The organism is Vibrio sp. N418 (assembly GCF_000222565.1).
GTDB lineage: Bacteria > Pseudomonadota > Gammaproteobacteria > Enterobacterales > Vibrionaceae > Vibrio > Vibrio scophthalmi.
The window spans coordinates 181,220-198,900 of the sequence record NZ_AFWD01000069.1 but is presented as its reverse complement, the minus strand read 5'-3'; the positions used below and the strand labels follow the sequence as shown (position 1 = coordinate 198,900).

The 17,681-nt window shown below is 46.0% G+C and carries 12 protein-coding genes; 4 read left to right on the top strand and 8 right to left on the bottom strand.

Annotation, left to right across the window (positions count from 1 at the left end; all coding sequences use genetic code 11):
* Positions 1-57 precede the first annotated feature (57 nt).
* Entirely contained in the window at positions 58-1,254 is a 1,197-nt protein-coding gene (locus RH86_RS15520; protein WP_005594698.1) for an acetate kinase, read from the bottom strand.
* Between the two features lie 362 nt (positions 1,255-1,616).
* On the opposite strand from RH86_RS15520, the gene yfbV reads away from it, so the two are divergent.
* A complete protein-coding gene (gene yfbV, locus RH86_RS15515) occupies positions 1,617-2,069 on the top strand; it encodes a terminus macrodomain insulation protein YfbV (RefSeq protein ID WP_005594701.1) in 453 nt (150 codons plus the stop codon).
* A gap of 335 nt (positions 2,070-2,404) precedes the next feature.
* Here the strand turns inward: yfbV and ald are convergent, their stop codons facing one another.
* A complete protein-coding gene (gene ald, locus RH86_RS15510; RefSeq protein ID WP_009387036.1) occupies positions 2,405-3,529 on the bottom strand; it encodes an alanine dehydrogenase in 1,125 nt (374 codons plus the stop codon).
* Positions 3,530-3,685: 156 nt separating this feature from the next.
* Here ald and lrp point away from each other — a divergent pair, with 156 nt between their 5' ends.
* Positions 3,686-4,180: a leucine-responsive transcriptional regulator Lrp gene (gene lrp / locus RH86_RS15505; protein ID WP_006710825.1), complete on the top strand. Its 495-nt coding sequence runs from the start codon at positions 3,686-3,688 to the stop codon at positions 4,178-4,180.
* 243 nt (positions 4,181-4,423) lie between these two features.
* A complete protein-coding gene (locus RH86_RS15500) occupies positions 4,424-7,492 on the top strand; it encodes a DNA translocase FtsK (RefSeq protein WP_009387035.1) in 3,069 nt (1,022 codons plus the stop codon).
* Between the two features lie 292 nt (positions 7,493-7,784).
* Here the strand turns inward: RH86_RS15500 and dsbB are convergent, their stop codons facing one another.
* Positions 7,785-8,306 carry a disulfide bond formation protein DsbB gene (gene dsbB, locus RH86_RS15495; RefSeq protein WP_005594708.1) on the bottom strand — a complete coding sequence of 174 codons (522 nt, stop codon included), beginning with the start codon at positions 8,304-8,306 and terminating at the stop codon, positions 7,785-7,787.
* Positions 8,307-8,389: 83 nt separating this feature from the next.
* Positions 8,390-9,976: a Na(+)/H(+) antiporter NhaB gene (gene nhaB, locus RH86_RS15490; RefSeq protein ID WP_009387034.1), complete on the bottom strand. Its 1,587-nt coding sequence runs from the start codon at positions 9,974-9,976 to the stop codon at positions 8,390-8,392.
* Positions 9,977-10,613: 637 nt separating this feature from the next.
* Here nhaB and fadR point away from each other — a divergent pair.
* The gene (gene fadR / locus RH86_RS15485) at positions 10,614-11,453 is read left to right on the top strand and encodes a fatty acid metabolism transcriptional regulator FadR (RefSeq protein ID WP_009387033.1); all 840 of its coding nucleotides are present in this window, start codon (positions 10,614-10,616) and stop codon (positions 11,451-11,453) included.
* Between the two features lie 85 nt (positions 11,454-11,538).
* Here fadR and RH86_RS15480 read toward each other — a convergent pair whose 3' ends face one another.
* The 4 genes from RH86_RS15480 to RH86_RS15465 all read right to left on the bottom strand — a co-directional run bounded on the left by RH86_RS15480 (position 11,539) and on the right by RH86_RS15465 (position 17,548).
* On the bottom strand, positions 11,539-12,627 hold the full coding sequence (locus RH86_RS15480) for a hybrid-cluster NAD(P)-dependent oxidoreductase (RefSeq protein ID WP_009387032.1): 1,089 nt from the start codon (positions 12,625-12,627) through the stop codon (positions 11,539-11,541).
* Positions 12,628-12,787: 160 nt separating this feature from the next.
* The gene (gene hcp, locus RH86_RS15475) at positions 12,788-14,449 is read right to left on the bottom strand and encodes a hydroxylamine reductase (RefSeq protein ID WP_009387031.1); all 1,662 of its coding nucleotides are present in this window, start codon (positions 14,447-14,449) and stop codon (positions 12,788-12,790) included.
* A 206-nt stretch (positions 14,450-14,655) separates the two neighbouring features.
* Positions 14,656-16,215 carry a nitric oxide reductase transcriptional regulator NorR gene (gene norR / locus RH86_RS15470; RefSeq protein ID WP_009387030.1) on the bottom strand — a complete coding sequence of 520 codons (1,560 nt, stop codon included), beginning with the start codon at positions 16,213-16,215 and terminating at the stop codon, positions 14,656-14,658.
* Positions 16,216-16,378: 163 nt separating this feature from the next.
* Positions 16,379-17,548: a DUF1887 family protein gene (locus RH86_RS15465; RefSeq protein WP_009387029.1), complete on the bottom strand. Its 1,170-nt coding sequence runs from the start codon at positions 17,546-17,548 to the stop codon at positions 16,379-16,381.
* Positions 17,549-17,681 lie beyond the last annotated feature (133 nt).

Here is a 17,681-nt window from a genome sequence, read left to right as displayed (position 1 = left end):
CCTAAATTTCTATTTATAGAAAAACTGGCCAGCCCGAAGGCTAGCCAGTTGAGTCAATTACAGACCTGCTAGACGTGCAGTGTCTTCAGCGATAACTAGCTCTTCGTTAGTAGAGATAACCATTGCTGGGATGCGGCTGTTTGCAGTAGTGATAGTACCTTCACCACCGAAACGTGCTTTAAGGTTTGCTTCGCTGTCTACTTCGATACCGAAGATAGCTAGACGGTTAAGAACCATTTCACGGATTGGGCCAGAGTTCTCGCCGATACCGCCAGTGAAAGTGATTGCGTCTAGACGACCTTCTAGAGAAGCAGTGTAACCAGCTACGTATTTAGCTAGACGGTGACAGAACACGTCCATTGCGCGAGTTGCTTCTTCTTTCTCACCGTAGTTGTCTTCAACGAAACGACAGTCTGAAGTCACTTCAGTTAGACCTTGTAGGCCAGACTCTTTAGTTAGCATGTTGTTGATTTGCTCAACAGAGTAACCTAGTGCGTCGTGTAGGTGGAAGATGATCGCAGGGTCGATATCGCCACAACGAGTACCCATTACTAGACCTTCAAGAGGAGTTAGACCCATAGAAGTATCTACAGATTGACCGTTCTTGATTGCACATACAGATGCGCCGTTACCTAGGTGACAGTTGATGATGTTAACTTCTTCAACTGGCTTGTTTAGTAGGCCTGCAACTTCACGAGTGATGAATAGGTGTGAAGTACCGTGCATGCCGTAACGACGGATGCCGTGCTCTTTGTATAGGTTGTATGGAAGAGCGTATAGGAACGACTCTTCAGGCATAGTTTGGTGGAACGCAGTGTCGAATACAGCAACGTTTTGTAGCTCAGGGAAGTTGTGTTTAGCAGCTTCGATACCGATAAGGTGAGCTGGGTTGTGAAGAGGTGCAAAAGTTGCAGCGTCTTGGATGCCCTTAAGAACTTGATCACAAATAAGTGCTGATTGAGTGAACTGCTCGCCACCGTGAACGATACGGTGACCGATCGCGCCTAGGTTAGCTTTAAGCTCTGGCTTAGAAGCAAGAATAGTTTCTACCATGAAAGATAGTGCTTCTTCGTGTGCTGCGCCTGCGCCTAGTTGAGCTTCGTGCTTACCATCAAGTTTCCACTTCATACGAGCTTCTGGAAGACCAAGACACTCAGCAAGACCTGTTAGGTGCTCAGCACCAGTCTCTGCATCAACAATTGCAAACTTAAGAGAAGAACTACCGCAGTTTAAAACTAAAACTAGCTTTGACATGTATGACTACCTGTTAATCGTCTGATAAAAATCAGTTAGGATGAAATTTAACCACAAGAATAGTCGAGTCTAGTGTAACTGCGTACCATTCTTGCTTAAAAAGCGCTTAAATCCATGTATAAAAAGAGGTCGCTTTACCATGAAAGCAACTTGTGCAATCCTTGCAGATATCTCTCAACGTTGCCTAAATTGTAAATAAGAGCAACAATGAGATTGAGGGCGTGCCAAGGATAGCGATAATAGACAAATATAACAAAAAAAATTTGAAAGAATATTAACTTTCGTCAATTTTTTACGCGTTTAGTTGAAAGTTTCAACTTATTTTGAAGTTAAGTGCCTTGTACCGGAAGTGAGAGAGTAATATGAATAATAAAGTCGGTCTCGTTCACAGCTTACGTGATGGTCAAAAGTACATGGATACTTGGCCTGTGCGCAAAGAACTCGCGCCACTGTTTCCAGAGCAGCGCATTATAAAGGCAACACGTTTTGGTATGAAGGTAATGCCAGCCGTTGCCGCGATTAGTGTGCTTACGCAAATGGTCTTTACCAATCACCAAGCGTTACCGCAAGCGGTGATAGTGGCTCTGTTTGCTATCAGCATGCCAATCCAAGGTATGTGGTGGCTAGGCAATCGCGCTAATACACAATTACCACCATCGCTTGCTGGCTGGTATCGTGAGTTGCACCAAAAAATTATTGAAAGTGGTTATGCTCTAGAACCACTAAAAGCGAAGCCTCGCTATAAAGAGTTGGCTCGCATTCTAAATCGCGCGTTTCGTCACTTAGATAAAACGTCACTTGAGCGTTGGTTCTAAAAAACGAGCTTTTAGCATCAAAGCTTTCAGCTTTGCCCCACATAGAGAGGCGAGATAGCTGTAGTTTGTGACTCGTGAAGGCGGTTGACGAAATTTAACTGTTCAACGATGTTTCAGTGAGTGGTTATTGAAATCGCTATATGAACAAAAAGACGAACAAAAAGGGTTGGCATTGCGCCAACCCTTTGTCTTTTCATTCGTCAATGTTTATTGGCCAGTGTTTAGTGATCAACGTCGAGAAGTCTTAAACTCCCGTTTCTCGTTTCTCAGATCTCTTTTCTCAAAGCGAAGCGCTCTCGCGGCATTCCCGCTTCTCGACTCTCGATGCTCTTTAATCAGTTAAACATCTTAATCGCTTGCTCTGGCTCGACGTATTCAAGGCCAAATGCTTCTGCGACTTCTTTGCAGGTCACTTTACCGTGAATCACATTGAGACCTTCCAAGAAGCCTTTATCGTCCAATAGAGCTTGGCGGTAGCCTTTATTGGCTAATTTGACTATATAAGGAAGCGTTGCATTATTCAGTGCAAAGGTTGAGGTACGCGCGACCGCGCCCGGCATGTTGGCGACACAGTAGTGCACGACATCATCGACGATATAAGTTGGATCGGCGTGAGTAGTGGCATGTGAGGTTTCAAAACAACCGCCTTGGTCGATGGCGACATCAACGACGGCTGCGCCGGGTTTCATTTTGGCAATGTGCGCTTTCGTCACCAACTTCGGTGCCGCTGCGCCTGGAATTAATACCGCGCCAATAACAAGATCGGCTGAGATAACGTGTTTTTCGATGGCGTCTTCAGTTGAATACACCATTTTTGCGCGTCCTTGGAACTCTTCGTCCAATTTGCGAAGCGCATCAATGTTTCGATCGATAATCGTTACATCGGCACGCATGCCGACGGCCATTCTGGCAGCGTTCGCACCGACCACACCCCCACCTATTACTACGATTTTGGCCGGTTCGACCCCTGGAACACCGCCAAGTAATAAACCACTGCCACCGTGGGATTTTTCCAGTGTTTGGGCGCCAGCTTGAATCGACATACGTCCAGCCACTTCCGACATTGGTGCAAGTAGTGGCAAGCGACCCATATTATCTGTTACAGTCTCATATGCTATACAGACGGCTTTACTCTTGATTAGCTCATCAGTTTGTGGAAAATCTGGGGCTAGGTGTAGATAAGTAAATAATATCTGCCCCTCGCGGAGCATTGAACGCTCGGTAGCTTGAGGTTCTTTTACCTTAACGATCATTTCTGCTGTCGAGAAAACGTCAGCAGCAGTAGGAAGAATGGATGCGCCTACAGCGATGTAATCATCGTCTGAGAATCCAATGCCGGATCCGGCTAGGGTTTCAACAAAAACTTGGTGACCTTGAGACACTAGCTCGCGAACGCTGGCTGGAATCATGCCGACGCGATATTCGTGGTTCTTGATTTCCTTTGGTACGCCAATGATCATCCTGACTCCTCATTTTTTTTTGGTTGTAATAACTGTGTGTAGGGTAGTATTGTCGAATTAATATCTAGTATAAGAGCAAATGTTTAACATTTGATACTAAATATTAAAAAGATGTAGTATATATTTTTGCAAGGAAGTAATAAGGTGGAATAAAAAATGGCAGACAACAATAAGAAGCCGTCCAAGGATCTAGACCGTATCGATCGCAATATTCTTAATGAATTGCAGAAAGATGGTCGAATTTCAAACGTAGAATTATCAAAGCGTGTGGGCTTGTCACCAACACCATGTTTAGAACGTGTTCGTCGTCTCGAACGCCAAGGGTACATCACGGGTTACACTGCGTTACTTAACCCACAGTATCTTGATGCGTCTCTATTGGTGTTTGTTGAAATTACGTTAAATCGTGGTGCGCCAGATGTGTTTGAACAGTTTAATACCGCGGTACAAAAACTGGATGACATTCAAGAGTGCCACCTAGTATCAGGTGATTTTGACTATCTATTAAAAACGCGAGTAGCTGATATGGGTGCATATCGTAAGCTGCTTGGCGATACATTACTGCGTTTACCGGGTGTAAACGACACACGTACTTACGTAGTAATGGAAGAAGTAAAACAAACTAATCAGCTAGTGATCAAAACCCGCTAATTATAGTCATTGAGGAGATGAGGCCAAGCTAACAACATTTGGTTAGTGAGCCTTTGGTGCCGTTAACTAGGGTCTTTTTTGGTCAGTCTCCTAGATTGTTATGTGCGCAGAGTGACAGAGGTGGAATCCCTTTCGATATTCTGACGTTAGACAATTGGGTTTTTAGCTTCGATATGGTTAAATCTATAGTCCGAGTAGCTTTGCTGCTCGGGCTATTTTTTTCCTAATAAAGATAAGTAAGTTATGTTCAAAAAGAACAGCAGTAAAGTCGAAACAATTATAAAAACCGGGGAAGAGCCTCAGTCTACCCGTTTATCGGGGCCTGAACGCCTGAAAGAGTGCAGCCTTATTGTGGCAGTACTGGCGTCTATTTTGCTCTATGTTGCCTTATTAACCTTCAGTCCTGCTGATCCATCCTGGTCGCAAACGGCGTGGGCGGGAGATATTGCGAACGCTGGCGGTATCATTGGTGCCTGGTTTGCCGACACTCTGTTCTTTTCATTTGGGTCACTGGCTTACACTATTCCTCTGTTAATTGTCGTCACCGCTTGGGTTTGCTTACGTAAGCGTGATGAAGATGATCCACTTGATTTGATGCTTTGGGGCACTCGTTTCCTTGGCTTCACGATTTTAGTTCTGACCAGTTGCGCTCTTGCCGATATCAACTTTGATGATATTTGGTATTTTTCCTCTGGTGGTGTGATTGGCGATGTACTGACCAGTTTGGCGCTTCCGACGCTTAATGCCCTAGGTACGACACTGGTACTACTGTTTCTCTGGGGCGCAGGTTTTACCCTCCTCACGGGCATTTCATGGTTAACGATAGTTGATTGGCTTGGCGATTCTGCGATTAAGGCATTCACGCGCCTATTTAACCGCGTTCGTGGTGAACAAGATGAAGTGATGGAACCACAGCTCAAACAGGCGGATGAGTTTGAACGCGAACCTATTAAAGCAACGGCTCAAGCGGATCATGACCAGAACAGTGAGCAGGATCATGAGCATGAGCAGCCACGTCGTTACAATATACATATGCCAGAAGCGGTCAGTGCGGTAGCAACAAGTGGTGTTGCAAATGCTGCCGCGGCAAGTGTTCCTGTTTCGCCGCAAGAGCAAGAGGGATATCAGACTCAAGCGTCAACAGTGTCGGAAGAGCCGTTGCATGAAACGTATCAACCTCACGAGGCTCCGAGCGCTGTGGGTTATAACGAACAGCAAGATCAACCGTATACACAACAAGATTTCACCCCACAGGAAGCCCCTCACTATGATCCGGTTTCGAATGGTGAAGTTGAGCGTACGCGCCAACTTGACGCGACGATTGAACAGTTAGAGCAGGATGCGACTCAAGCGGATGATATGGCCGAACAGTTCATCCCACCTTGGCAGCAAGAGACAATGCCGGCAAGTGCTGCTGTTACATCTGATGCTGCCGCTCTTGCGAGTGCTGCTGTTATTCAGCCTACAGAACATAATCAAGCTCCGAATGAAGCGCCTTGGCAGCAAGTTGAGCCACAATCTGCACCAGAGATTAATCAAACGCAGTTGGATGAAATTACTCAGCAAGTAGAACCTAATTCTACCCATATTGAACCAACCATTAGCTCGTTTGATGTCGTAGAACCGAGCGAACAACCGACCGCGCCACCTGCGGCCGTGGATGTGCCAATGAAGGAGCCTGTGACGCTTGAACACGACAATCAAGATGAAGATGTTTCAGCATTTCAGTCAATTGTCGCTGATGCTCAAGCGAAGGTAGTCGCGAAACAAAACCCGTTCTTAGTACAACAAGAACTGAATTTACCTAAGCCGACAGAGCCACTGCCGACTTTAGAGCTGCTTTACCATCCAGAGAAACGCGAAAACTTTATCGATCGTGAAGCGCTAGAAGGCATCGCTCGTTTGGTTGAATCAAAATTGGCTGATTACAAAATCCAAGCGACCGTGGTTGATATTTTCCCAGGTCCTGTGATCACCCGTTTTGAGCTTGATTTAGCACCGGGTGTCAAAGTAAGTCGTATCTCTAGCCTCTCGATGGACCTTGCTCGTTCGTTGTCTGCGATGGCGGTGCGTGTGGTTGAGGTGATCCCTGGTAAGCCTTATGTCGGTCTAGAGTTGCCGAACATGAGTCGTCAAACGGTATTTTTCTCTGATGTAGTGGGAAGCCAAACCTTTATTGATGCTAAGTCACCGACGACCGTCGTCCTTGGTCAAGATATTGCCGGTGAAGCGGTTATCGCTGATATTGCCAAAATGCCACACGTATTAGTGGCTGGTACAACCGGTTCTGGTAAATCGGTCGGTGTAAACGTGATGATTCTAAGTATGCTTTATAAGGCATCGCCGGAAGATCTGCGTTTTATCATGATCGACCCGAAAATGTTGGAATTATCGATTTACGAAGGTATTCCACATCTATTGTCTGAAGTGGTTACTGACATGAAAGACGCATCCAATGCCCTGCGTTGGTGTGTGGGTGAGATGGAGCGTCGTTACAAGCTGATGTCGGCACTCGGTGTACGTAACATCAAAGGCTTCAATGACAAGTTGAAAATGGCAGCTGATGCTGGTCACCCAATCCATGACCCATTGTGGAAACCGGGCGATAGCATGGATGAAGAAGCGCCATTGCTTGAAAAATTGCCTTATATCGTGGTGGTGGTCGACGAATTTGCCGACCTTATTATGGTGGTGGGTAAGAAAGTTGAAGAACTGATTGCTCGTTTGGCGCAAAAAGCACGTGCAGCCGGTGTCCACTTGATTTTGGCAACTCAGCGTCCTTCGGTTGATGTTATTACTGGCTTAATCAAAGCGAACATTCCAACCCGTATTGCCTTTACCGTTTCAACCAAAACCGACTCTCGCACGATTCTTGATCAAGGCGGCGCGGAATCATTGTTAGGTATGGGTGATATGCTTTATTTGGCTCCAGGTTCTAGCCATACTGAACGTGTTCATGGTGCTTTCGCTTCGGATGATGATGTGCATGCCGTAGTGAATAACTGGAAAGCACGTGGTAAGCCAAATTACATCGAAGAAATCATCAGTGGCGAACAGGGGCCTGAAAGCCTGTTACCAGGCGAATCGATGGAAGCAGATGAGGATACTGACCCACTGTTTGACCAAGTGGTTGAGCACGTTGTGCAGTCACGTCGTGGTTCAGTTTCAGGTGTTCAGCGCCGCTTCAAAATTGGTTATAACCGCGCGGCACGTATTGTCGAGCAACTTGAAGCTCAAGGTATCGTGAGTGCACCAGGCCACAATGGTAACCGTGAAGTGTTAGCGCCAGCCCCAGGGCGTGACATGAACTAGAACAAAGCAGGCGAAAGTCTGCTTTTTTACTATCGTCAGTGAAAATGTGGACGAGAGTTAAAGCACACGATAGCAGAAGCGCAGGTTATTCCTGCGCTTTTTTATCGATGTAAAAAAGGGCTGGCATCTCGCCAACCCTATCAGTCATCGCAGACCGTTAATCTCGATTCTCGACGCGAAGTGCTCTCGCTTCTAGCTTTTCGCCTCTCGATTCTCAAAGCGCGGCGGTCTAGCTCTTGCTTTTCGCCTCTCGATTCTCAAAGCAAAGCGCTCTCGCATCTAGCCCTTGCTTCTAGCTCTCGCTCTTAGCAAACTGTGCAACAACAATAAACGCCAGTGCAACCAGATTACCCGCAAAAATCACCACCAACCATTGTGGCATCGAAAGCGTTAAGAATTGCCATACCACTTCTGCGCAATCACCGTAGGCTTCAAACATACCAGGGATCCATTGGTTCAGTGGTGCCCAGCTAGGGAAGGTCACGAACAGATCGCAAGTAGCGAAAGGGGATGGATTAAATTGGTACTCAACGTGCTGCAGGGCAAGCTCTAGACCCTTGTAAGCTGTTGCTCCCCATGCCGCCAGACCGAGCCAGCGGACGAACGGATTTTGCGGTGCGATTAAGCCAATAATCGCAGCGCCACCAATACCCATCATTGCCACACGCTCATAAATACACATCACACAAGGAGCCAACTCCATAACATGTTGGAAATAGAGTGCACAGGCTTCAAAGAGAACGATGGCGAGCAACAAAAGAGACCAAGATAGTCGCCCTTGCGAGAATGTTTTGAGTGTTGAGAGAAAATTCACGAGTAATGTCCTTTACAGAAATAAAAAAAGCTCTGAATACTCAGAGCTTTTTAACGTGTAACAGTTCCCTAATCAAGGGAAATTTAGTGACCGCTTGTGACAGTAGCGCTAACTTCACCAACGTGTTGGCTGATCCAACCTGCATCGTAGAACCACGCAGTCGCAGGCTCTAGGAAGAACACGATGCCCGCTAGGCCAACAAGAGCTAGTACCAAGGTGTATGGCAGAGCCATGATAACCATGCGTCCGTATGATAGGCGAATTAACGGTGCAAGTGCTGAAGTTAACAAGAATAGGAATGCAGCTTGGCCGTTTGGTGTTGCAACAGAAGGTAGGTTAGTACCCGTGTTAATAGCAACCGCTAGTAGATCAAATTGCTCGCGAGTAATTTGGCCATCGATCAGTGCTGATTTCACTTCGTTGATGTAAACCGTACCGACGAACACGTTATCCGATACCATCGATAGCAGACCGTTGGCAACGTAGAACAGGGCCAACTGAGCACCTTTATCTTCAACGGCAAGTACCGCGTCGATAACAGGTTTAAACAACTCTTGGTCGATGATTACCGCCACAACCGCAAAGAACACGGCAAGTAGTGCAGTAAATGGCAGCGCCTCTTCAAACGCTTTACCCATTGAATGCTCTTCGATAACACCAGTAAATGCTGTTGCAAGGATAATTACAGATAGACCGATTAGGCCAACTGCAGCAACGTGTAGTGCAAGGCCAACGATTAGCCATACTGCAATCGCACCTTGAACCCAAAGTTTTGCTACATCTTGGTTAGTACGCGTTTTGCGCTCTTCGTTATCGAAATCAACTAAGATTTGACGCACGCTATCAGGCAGTTCTGCTCCGTAACCAAAGACTTTGAACTTCTCAACCATTGCACAGGTGAGCATACCGCAGAAGAATACTGGGATGGTAACCGGCGCCATACGAATTAGGAATTCAGCGAATAACCAGTCAGCTTGGTCTGCAATGATCAAGTTTTGAGGTTCGCCTACCATGGTCATTACACCACCAAGTGCAGTACCCACACCTGCATGCATCAGCAATGAGCGAAGGAACGCGCGGTAGTTTTCAAGGTCATCACGAGTTAGCTCAGTAATGGTTTCATCTTGAGTATGGTCATGGTCACCAATTGGGTTACCAGAAGCCACTTTGTGGTAGATAGAGTAGAAACCGACTGCAACACTAATTACAACCGCGATAACAGTTAGTGCATCAAGGAAAGCAGAAAGGAATGCCGCGGCAAAACAGAATGCCATTGAAAGCAGAACTTTTGAACGAATACCAAGCAGAAGTTTAGTAAAGATGAACAGCAATAGCTGTTTCATAAAGTAGATGCCAGCAACCATAAATACTAGTAATAGCAGAACTTCGATGTTCGCCACCAGTTCATGTTTTACTTGATCGGCACTGGTCATTCCGATGGCGACGGCTTCAATTGCCAGCAGACCACCAGGTTGAAGAGGGTAGCACTTTAATGCCATCGCAAGAGTGAAAATAAACTCTGCAACTAATAGCCAACCTGCAACGAACGGATCGATGAAAAAGAACACGATCGGGTTGATAATAAGAAATGAGAAAATGGCAACTTTGTACCAATCAGGGGCTTTACCAAGAAAGTTCTTAATAAACGCATTTCCGAGTGACATCGGCATGATTCAATTACTCTTATATGTTGTTACGAATAGACACTGCGCACGCTTGAATTCACGTGATCGATAGACTGATGGCATACCGATGAAACAGCGACTTAGAAAAAACAACACTCCGAAAACTGTCATGTGGCCTTGCCAAGTCACTCCCTGAGAAAGACAAGCACTTTTAACTTCGGTCGTCACTCTACTCTTCAGCGCTATTTAGTCAATCATTATGTTTATATTGATAAAATACGCGGCAATTAATTGTAAAAAACGCGAGCGAAGTGGCGTAAGGCTAACATACGAGTTGTGATAAATTCTGTTTGCTGTCTCACGTCGTGCGAAAGCGAAGAATATGACGTTCTATTGAAGGGAAATAACCCCTTATATATCTGAGTTTTTGCGTTTTTGAAAAATAAGATTTAATAGAAATTCCTTTGTTTACAGTCGTTTCAGATATTTTAGCAAAGGTTAAAGTACTATTTTTTTAGTTTAGAGTTATAAAGAAATAATGACCCTACGTTACTCGGATTAGTGTTATTACTCTATTATTGTTTTGCGAGAAGTTTACAGTTCGTTTGTTTCCGATACGTAATAAGTAGTGGTATGATGAGTTTATCTGATCCCCCTATAAATAGAATATTGGAACAACTCAATGGTCATAAAGGCAAAGAGCCCTGCAGGATTCGCAGAAAAATACATAATTGAAAGTATTTGGAAAGGGCGCTTCCCTCCTGGTTCCATTCTTCCTGCTGAGCGTGAGCTTTCAGAGTTGATTGGTGTCACTCGAACCACACTACGTGAAGTACTTCAGCGACTTGCACGAGATGGTTGGTTGACTATCCAGCATGGTAAACCGACCAAAGTAAACCAGTTTATGGAAACCTCAGGTTTGCATATTCTCGACACTATGATGACCTTAGATGCTGAGAATGCGACTTCTATCGTAGAAGATTTGCTTGCAGCACGTACTAATATCAGCCCGATTTTTATGCGTTACGCTTTCAAAGTAAATAAAGAAAGCTCAATGCGTACGATGCAAAATGTTATTGAATCTTGTGAGGCGCTTACAACCGCAGAATCATGGGATTCATTTATGACCGATTCACAATATGCTGACAAGATTCGTCAACATATTAAAGATGACGGTGAAAAAGATCCGCTTAAGCGTGAAGCTATTTTGATTGCGAAGACATTCAATTATTATGACTACATGCTATTTCAACGCCTCGCTTTCCATTCAGGCAACCAGATTTACGGTCTGATCTTCAATGGTCTGAAAAAGCTATATGATCGTGTCGGCAGTTACTACTTCTCAAACCCACAAACGCGACTGTTGGCGTTGAAGTTTTACCGCGACTTGTACAAAGTTTGTGAAACGGGTGAGCGTGAACAGATCCCAGCGATTGTTCGTCAGTATGGTATCGACAGTGGCCACATTTGGCACCAAATGAAAACGACACTGCCAACCAACTTTACTGAAGATGACAGCTAGTGAGTCGCTTTAGCGAATTAAGCTGAACAACAGAAAGCCCATCATAGCGACATGATGGGCTTTTTAATGGCGAAAAGACGTAGCGCTAGCCAATCTGCACAGCAAGATCGCTTTCAATGGTTGATGAACAAGCCAGAACATAGCCCTGTTCAATTTCTTCTGCGCTTAATGTCTCAAGGCTTGTGCTGCGCACAGAGCCGGATGTCACCTTGCATTTGCATGAACCACAAATGCCACTACGACAGGCAACAATCAGGGGCAGTCCTGCAGCCTCTAATGTGTCGGCTAACACCGCACCTTGCTGGGCAACGACCTCTTTGCCGAACGCTTCGACAGCAACGGATACTGTTTTGTCTTCTGCTTTATCTTCCGCTTGATCGCCTCGCACTGACTCTGCTGTGGAGCTAACGGGCGTAAAACTTTCTTGAAAGAAATTGTTCATATCAAATCCCAGAGCCTGCAAGTTATCGTGTGTATCTTGCATAAACTGACTTGGGCCGCACAGATAGACTGTTCGCTGCATTAAATCCGGCACCAATTGCAAAAGCCATTCTTTATTTAAACGACCTTGTGGATGCATTGTTCCGCCGGCATCTTTTAGTAGTAGCGACAATGTGAACTGTTCTTCGGTTGCAGCCATTGACTCAAGTGCATCAAAGTAGATGGTTTGTTGAGCCGACTTTGCGACATGCAAAAATTGAACATCAACATCAGCACCATTGGCTAGCCACTGCTTGGCCATCGCATAGACGGGCGTGATGCCGCAACCTGCGCTGAGCAGTAATGCTTTTTTATTATCATTGATGCGCACTGGTGGATGATCAATCGTATTGAATTCACCACTTGGCGGTAGGGCGAGTAGGGTGTCACCGACTTGAAGAGTATCAAGTAAATAGTTGGACACTTTACCGCCTTCCACTCGCTTGATGGTGAGTTGTAAATGAGACTCGCCAGCGATCGAACTAAGTGAATACGCGCGATATTCCATTTTTTGCTCAACTTCCACGCCAACCGTAATGAATTGGCCGGGTTTAAAATCGAACTGGATGGAGTCAAACGCGGCAAGTTGGCTTTCTAGCGGCGCAAGTTTAATGCTCATGGTATCGGGTGTTTCAACATACTTGTCGATGCAACGTAATTGGACGGGTTGAGAGCCCTGCCATTCAAAGTACATATCTGATCTCGTTAACTATTTTCACGTGGTGATGGCTAACGTTATGGCTAAAATGAAACTCGGCCGGATGGCTGATTAGCAGCATAACGACAAGCGCAGTGGTGTGATGGGCTGAAATTGGACCAAAAAGCCTACCCTCGAATGAGGGCAGGCCACTGGATTAAGCGCCTAGAATCGTTTGTAGGTCATCTTCAACGTTTGAGATAGAACGCATATCGAACTTCTCTTGGATGATGGCCAATAGGTTGTCGGTGAGGAATGCTGGCGCGGTTGGACCGGTATAGATGCCTTTTACACCTAAAGCGAATAGGGTAAGTAGGATCACGATTGCTTTTTGTTCAAACCACGAAAGTACCAAGGTAAGCGGTAGCTCATTGATACCACAGTCAAACTCGTTCGCCAGTGCTAATGCCAGTTGGATCGCTGAATAGGCATCGTTACATTGACCCACATCGAGTAGACGAGGAATACCATTGATGTCGCCAAACTGGTTTTTGTTGAAGCGGAATTTACCACAAGCAAGCGTTAGAATCAGCGTGTCTTCTGGTGCGCTAGCGGTAAAATCGGTGTAGTAACTGCGTTCGGCTTTGTCACCATCACAGCCGCCAACGAGGAAGAAGTGACGAATGTTCCCTTGTTTAACTTGATCAATAACGGCAGGTGCCGCATTCATAAGCGCATTGCGACCAAACCCAACCGTGATCATCTGCTCGATCTCGTTGTGCTGGAAACCTGGTTGACTTAGAGCACATGCAATCACTGCTGAGAAATCATCCCCTTCAAGATGAGCAACACCAGGCCAACCGACGATACTGCGTGTGAATAGACGGTCAGCATATTGACCCACATCTGGGTTAAGCAGGCAGTTTGATGTCATCACGATTGCGCCTGGGAAGTTAGCAAACTCTTTTTGCTGATTTTGCCATGCGCTTCCGTAGTTACCTGCAAGGTGAGGGTATTTGTTAAGTTCTGGGTAACCGTGCGCAGGAAGCATTTCACCATTGGTATAAACGTTGATGCCTTGGCCTTCGGTTTGTTGCAGAATTTTCTCTAGGTCGTGCAAATCATGGCCTGAGACTAAAATACATTTACCTTGGCGAGTTTTTACGTTCACACTGGTTGGGGTTGGGTGACCAAAAGTCTCGGTTTCACCAAGATCAAGCATCTCCATGACTTTGTAGTTCATCAAACCTATTTCCATTGAGCACTCAAGTAGCTCATTAAGATCCGTCGGCTCAGTGCCTAGCCATGCCATGATTTTATGGTACTGCGCAAAAATAGCGGTGTCTGTTTGGCCAAGTACGCGAGCGTGTTCCATGTAAGCCGCCGCGCCTTTGAGGCCATAGAGGCAAAGAAGGCGTAAGCCTACGACATCTTCGTTGACCTGCTCTTTACCGCGGTTAACCGCTGCATTAGGTGCAAAAGCGAGGATCTGCTCTGCGTTTTCTGGTAGCTCAAAGTTCGCAACTGGGGGCGCAGATTCAAGGGATTGGTTGGCCAGCGTTGCCGCCGCTATGGTGCTTTGTTTAAGACGATCTTTGTAGAGCGCCGCTTGGCTGGTTAGCTCCAAAATACGCTCTGGGTCGAAGTTTACGTTGGTCAATGTGGCGAAGAAGGCGCGTGGTGCCCACATATCAATTTCTTGGTCAACGATGTCAAAACGACGTGCTTGAGAAGCCCAGTAAGAAACACCTTGAAGTAGGTAAACGAGAACATCTTGAAGATCAGAGACCTCAGCGGTTTTGCCACACATGCCTTGGGCAAATGAGCAGCCTTTGATGGTTGGGGTTTGAATCGTCTGTTCACATTGAATACAGAACATAAGGGCTCTCCAGTTTACTCTAAATAATAATTGCGTGGGCCAGCAATTGTTGGCTCACACATCGGTGGTATGAAGCCTATAGAGCACAGAGTGTGCCAAAAGTTATATTATTGATTTTATTGAATAAATAGAATGTCGCCAATCAGATTTGTTGTAATAAAGACAACGTCTGTGATGTCTTTATTACAACATGGCGTGGCTGATCGTTAGGATTTAATCGAGAATTTTTTTCCCATTCGATATAAGTTGCCGCGATCCATTTGAAGAAAATCAGCAGCTTGTGACCATGTATTCGACGATTTGTTTAAGGCGTGCACAATTAAATCTTGTTGGTATTGCTCAACCAACAATCGCATTGGCTGACTTTCAGTAGGAAAATAGCGCGATGTGTTTTTTACATCACATCTCTCTTCTGTATCAAATTGGCTTTTTAATTCGTCAAAATGATCGAGTTGAATTGTGGTTTTATCCTGCTGAATGGCATGTAAGGCCGCGCGTGTTAAGCAGTGTTCAAGCTCACGTATATTGCCTGGCCAAACTTGGTTTTCTAGTACTTGTAGTGCCTTCGGGTGAACATGTAGGTTCGGAGAATTAAATTGCAAACGTACTTTTTCCAGCAGGTAACCAGCCAGCACCGCTATGTCGCCCTCACGCGTACGGAGTGGAGGAACGTGAATTGGAAAAACGTTGAGACGATGGTAGAGATCAGCGCGGAAGCGACCCTGTTCAACTTCTTGTTCCAACTGGCGGTTGGTTGCGGCAACGATACGGACATTAACTGTTAAATGTTGATCACTCCCGACGCGTTGCAGTTCTCCTTGTTGAATTACTCGCAGTAACTTGGCTTGCAAGATCAGCGGCAGCTCACCGATCTCATCAAGGAAAATGGTCCCGCCATCGGCCAATTCAAATTTACCAGAGCGATGGTTGTTTGCGCCAGTGAATGCCCCTTTTACATGACCAAACAGTTCGCTCTCGGCCAAACCTTCAGGCAATGCTGCACAGTTGACGTAAATCATCGGTTTATCCGCGCGGTGAGACTGCGCATGCAGGTTGTGCGCAACCAACTCTTTACCTGTGCCGGTTTCACCACTAATAAGCACGGCAAAATCCGATTGGGCGACGGTAGCGATATTGGTTTTTAGGCGCTCAAACTGCGGGCTAAGGCCGATCATCTCACCTTGTTGCGAGCGAGCTTGGTGGATCAGCGTTTGTGTTACGCTGCGGTGTTTGCGGTTCTGCGCTTTGAGGCTTTTAAACTGGGCAATATTACGCAACGTCGCCGCGGTTAACGCAGCAAAGGTTGCCACTTCAACCGGGTCTAAATAATCAAAAGCTCCCACGGTGAGGGCATCCATAGTTAACACGCCAACTAATTGGCCTTCTACATATAAGCTGCAGCCCAAACAGTCATGCACGTCAATGGTTTGCTCTTCCGTTAGCAGTACTCCATCAAAGGGGTCAGGCAGTGAGCAATTGGCATCAAAACGCACCGGTTCGCGGCTATGCATAATTTGTTCAAGGCGTGGATGGGCGCTAGGGTAAAAGCGCCGCCCTAGAATTGAGGTGGAAAGACCTTTAACTGCGACAGGAGTAAGAAAACCTTGTTCATCGAGAATAAACAGCGCCGCAGCATCACAAGGAAAGACGGTACTCACGCCTTCCACAAGATGCTGATACTGCTCATCACTGGTTAGGTTAGAACTTAAATTCAAAGCAATGTTGAGTAGGGTTTGTGCAAAAGGGGATGTAGGTAAAGATGACATAGCGGCGCTCAAATAAAGTAACCCGGCTATGCTAACGGCGTGATGTCAAAAGTACATCGTGCGAATGTTAAGGATGGCGTACGTTTGATTTCGATCAAAAAAATAGCCTCGAATATAACGAGGCTATTGATGGGGTTGCATAACGATTGTAAATCGATTCAGCTTAGCAATCTGAACAGTCTTCTGAGCCGCCAGCTTCCACAAACCATTGGGTCAGGTATGTTTTAAGATCTTTGAGTTCTTCAGGGCCAATGAGCGCGAGGCCAAGATCTTCTGCGCGGGTGATGTCGTTATAACGTAACGGACGAAAGCTCACCAACATCGCGCGGGCTTGTAGGCCGCCGAGTAGGTCGCGCAACGATTCCAATTTATACAGAGTATCATCGCCATCATCACGCATGCCTTTGGTCTTACATTCGATGATATGGAGTTTATTGTTGACCACTGAAGCGACATCCAGCTCGTTACGTACTTCACGTTCACCGAGTTGGCGATAAACCTGTACGTTGAGTGAGTGATCTTGGATAGTCGGCATATCTTGTTGAATTTGACGTACCGTGCTGTGCACTAAAGTCTCTAGCCATTCACCGTTAGAGAAGCGACGAGCTTCTTCACTGGCGAACGTTAGGATACCGGCTTGGTAGGTGGCGATATCCGCTTCAACCAAGTCGCTGAGTAGCATGTTGAGCTCACGGTAACCTTGTTGCTTTTCCGATAACTCAACGCTCAGGCGCTGCTCTTTACGACAAGTTGTTGCAAGATAGTTTAGCGTTGCGAGGCCAGGACCTAATTCTAAGGCATTACTTGCCCAGCGCTCACCTAGTTCGTACAACTTTTGGTCAAGCTGAGGGGGGAGGTCATGATCATTGAACTCACCACGTGCACCAAACACGGTTAGGTAATCATCAATGGTGATGCGATCTTCGACTTGAGTGTCTTCTTTGCCTTCTGGGTATAACCAGCAAAGTCGGTCGCTGTTTGGTTCGACAACGAAAATAGGCCAATGCAGGCTGCGGAAAACTTCGTATACCGAGAGTAGGCGGTGACGAAGCCCACAACTGGCATTTAGTTTCACTTCTTCACCACGAGACTTGAGGTCACTGGCAAGTTGGCAAACAGCTTGTTTGATCTTAGCAACGTTGGCGACATTAGGAATTTCAAAAAATTCTGAGCTGATGTTGCGTTTAGCCAGCACGCTATGAAGACGGTGGTACATCTCTTCTTGAGTTCTCACACCAATAAAAACGATGTGCTGACTGATAGTACGATTATCGAGTAGTGGCGTGACTAGTCGAATTGGATCCTGGTCAATAATGCCAACATGAACGGCCATAGTTGTTCCTCATGTTTGGCTTGCGAAACGGAAAGTTAATATGGGTAAACTAGCAAGCCTTCTTACCATATAATGTTGCCGCCTTAAAAAAACAAGGGCGATTAATCAATTTAATCGCCCTTGTTCAGTTATT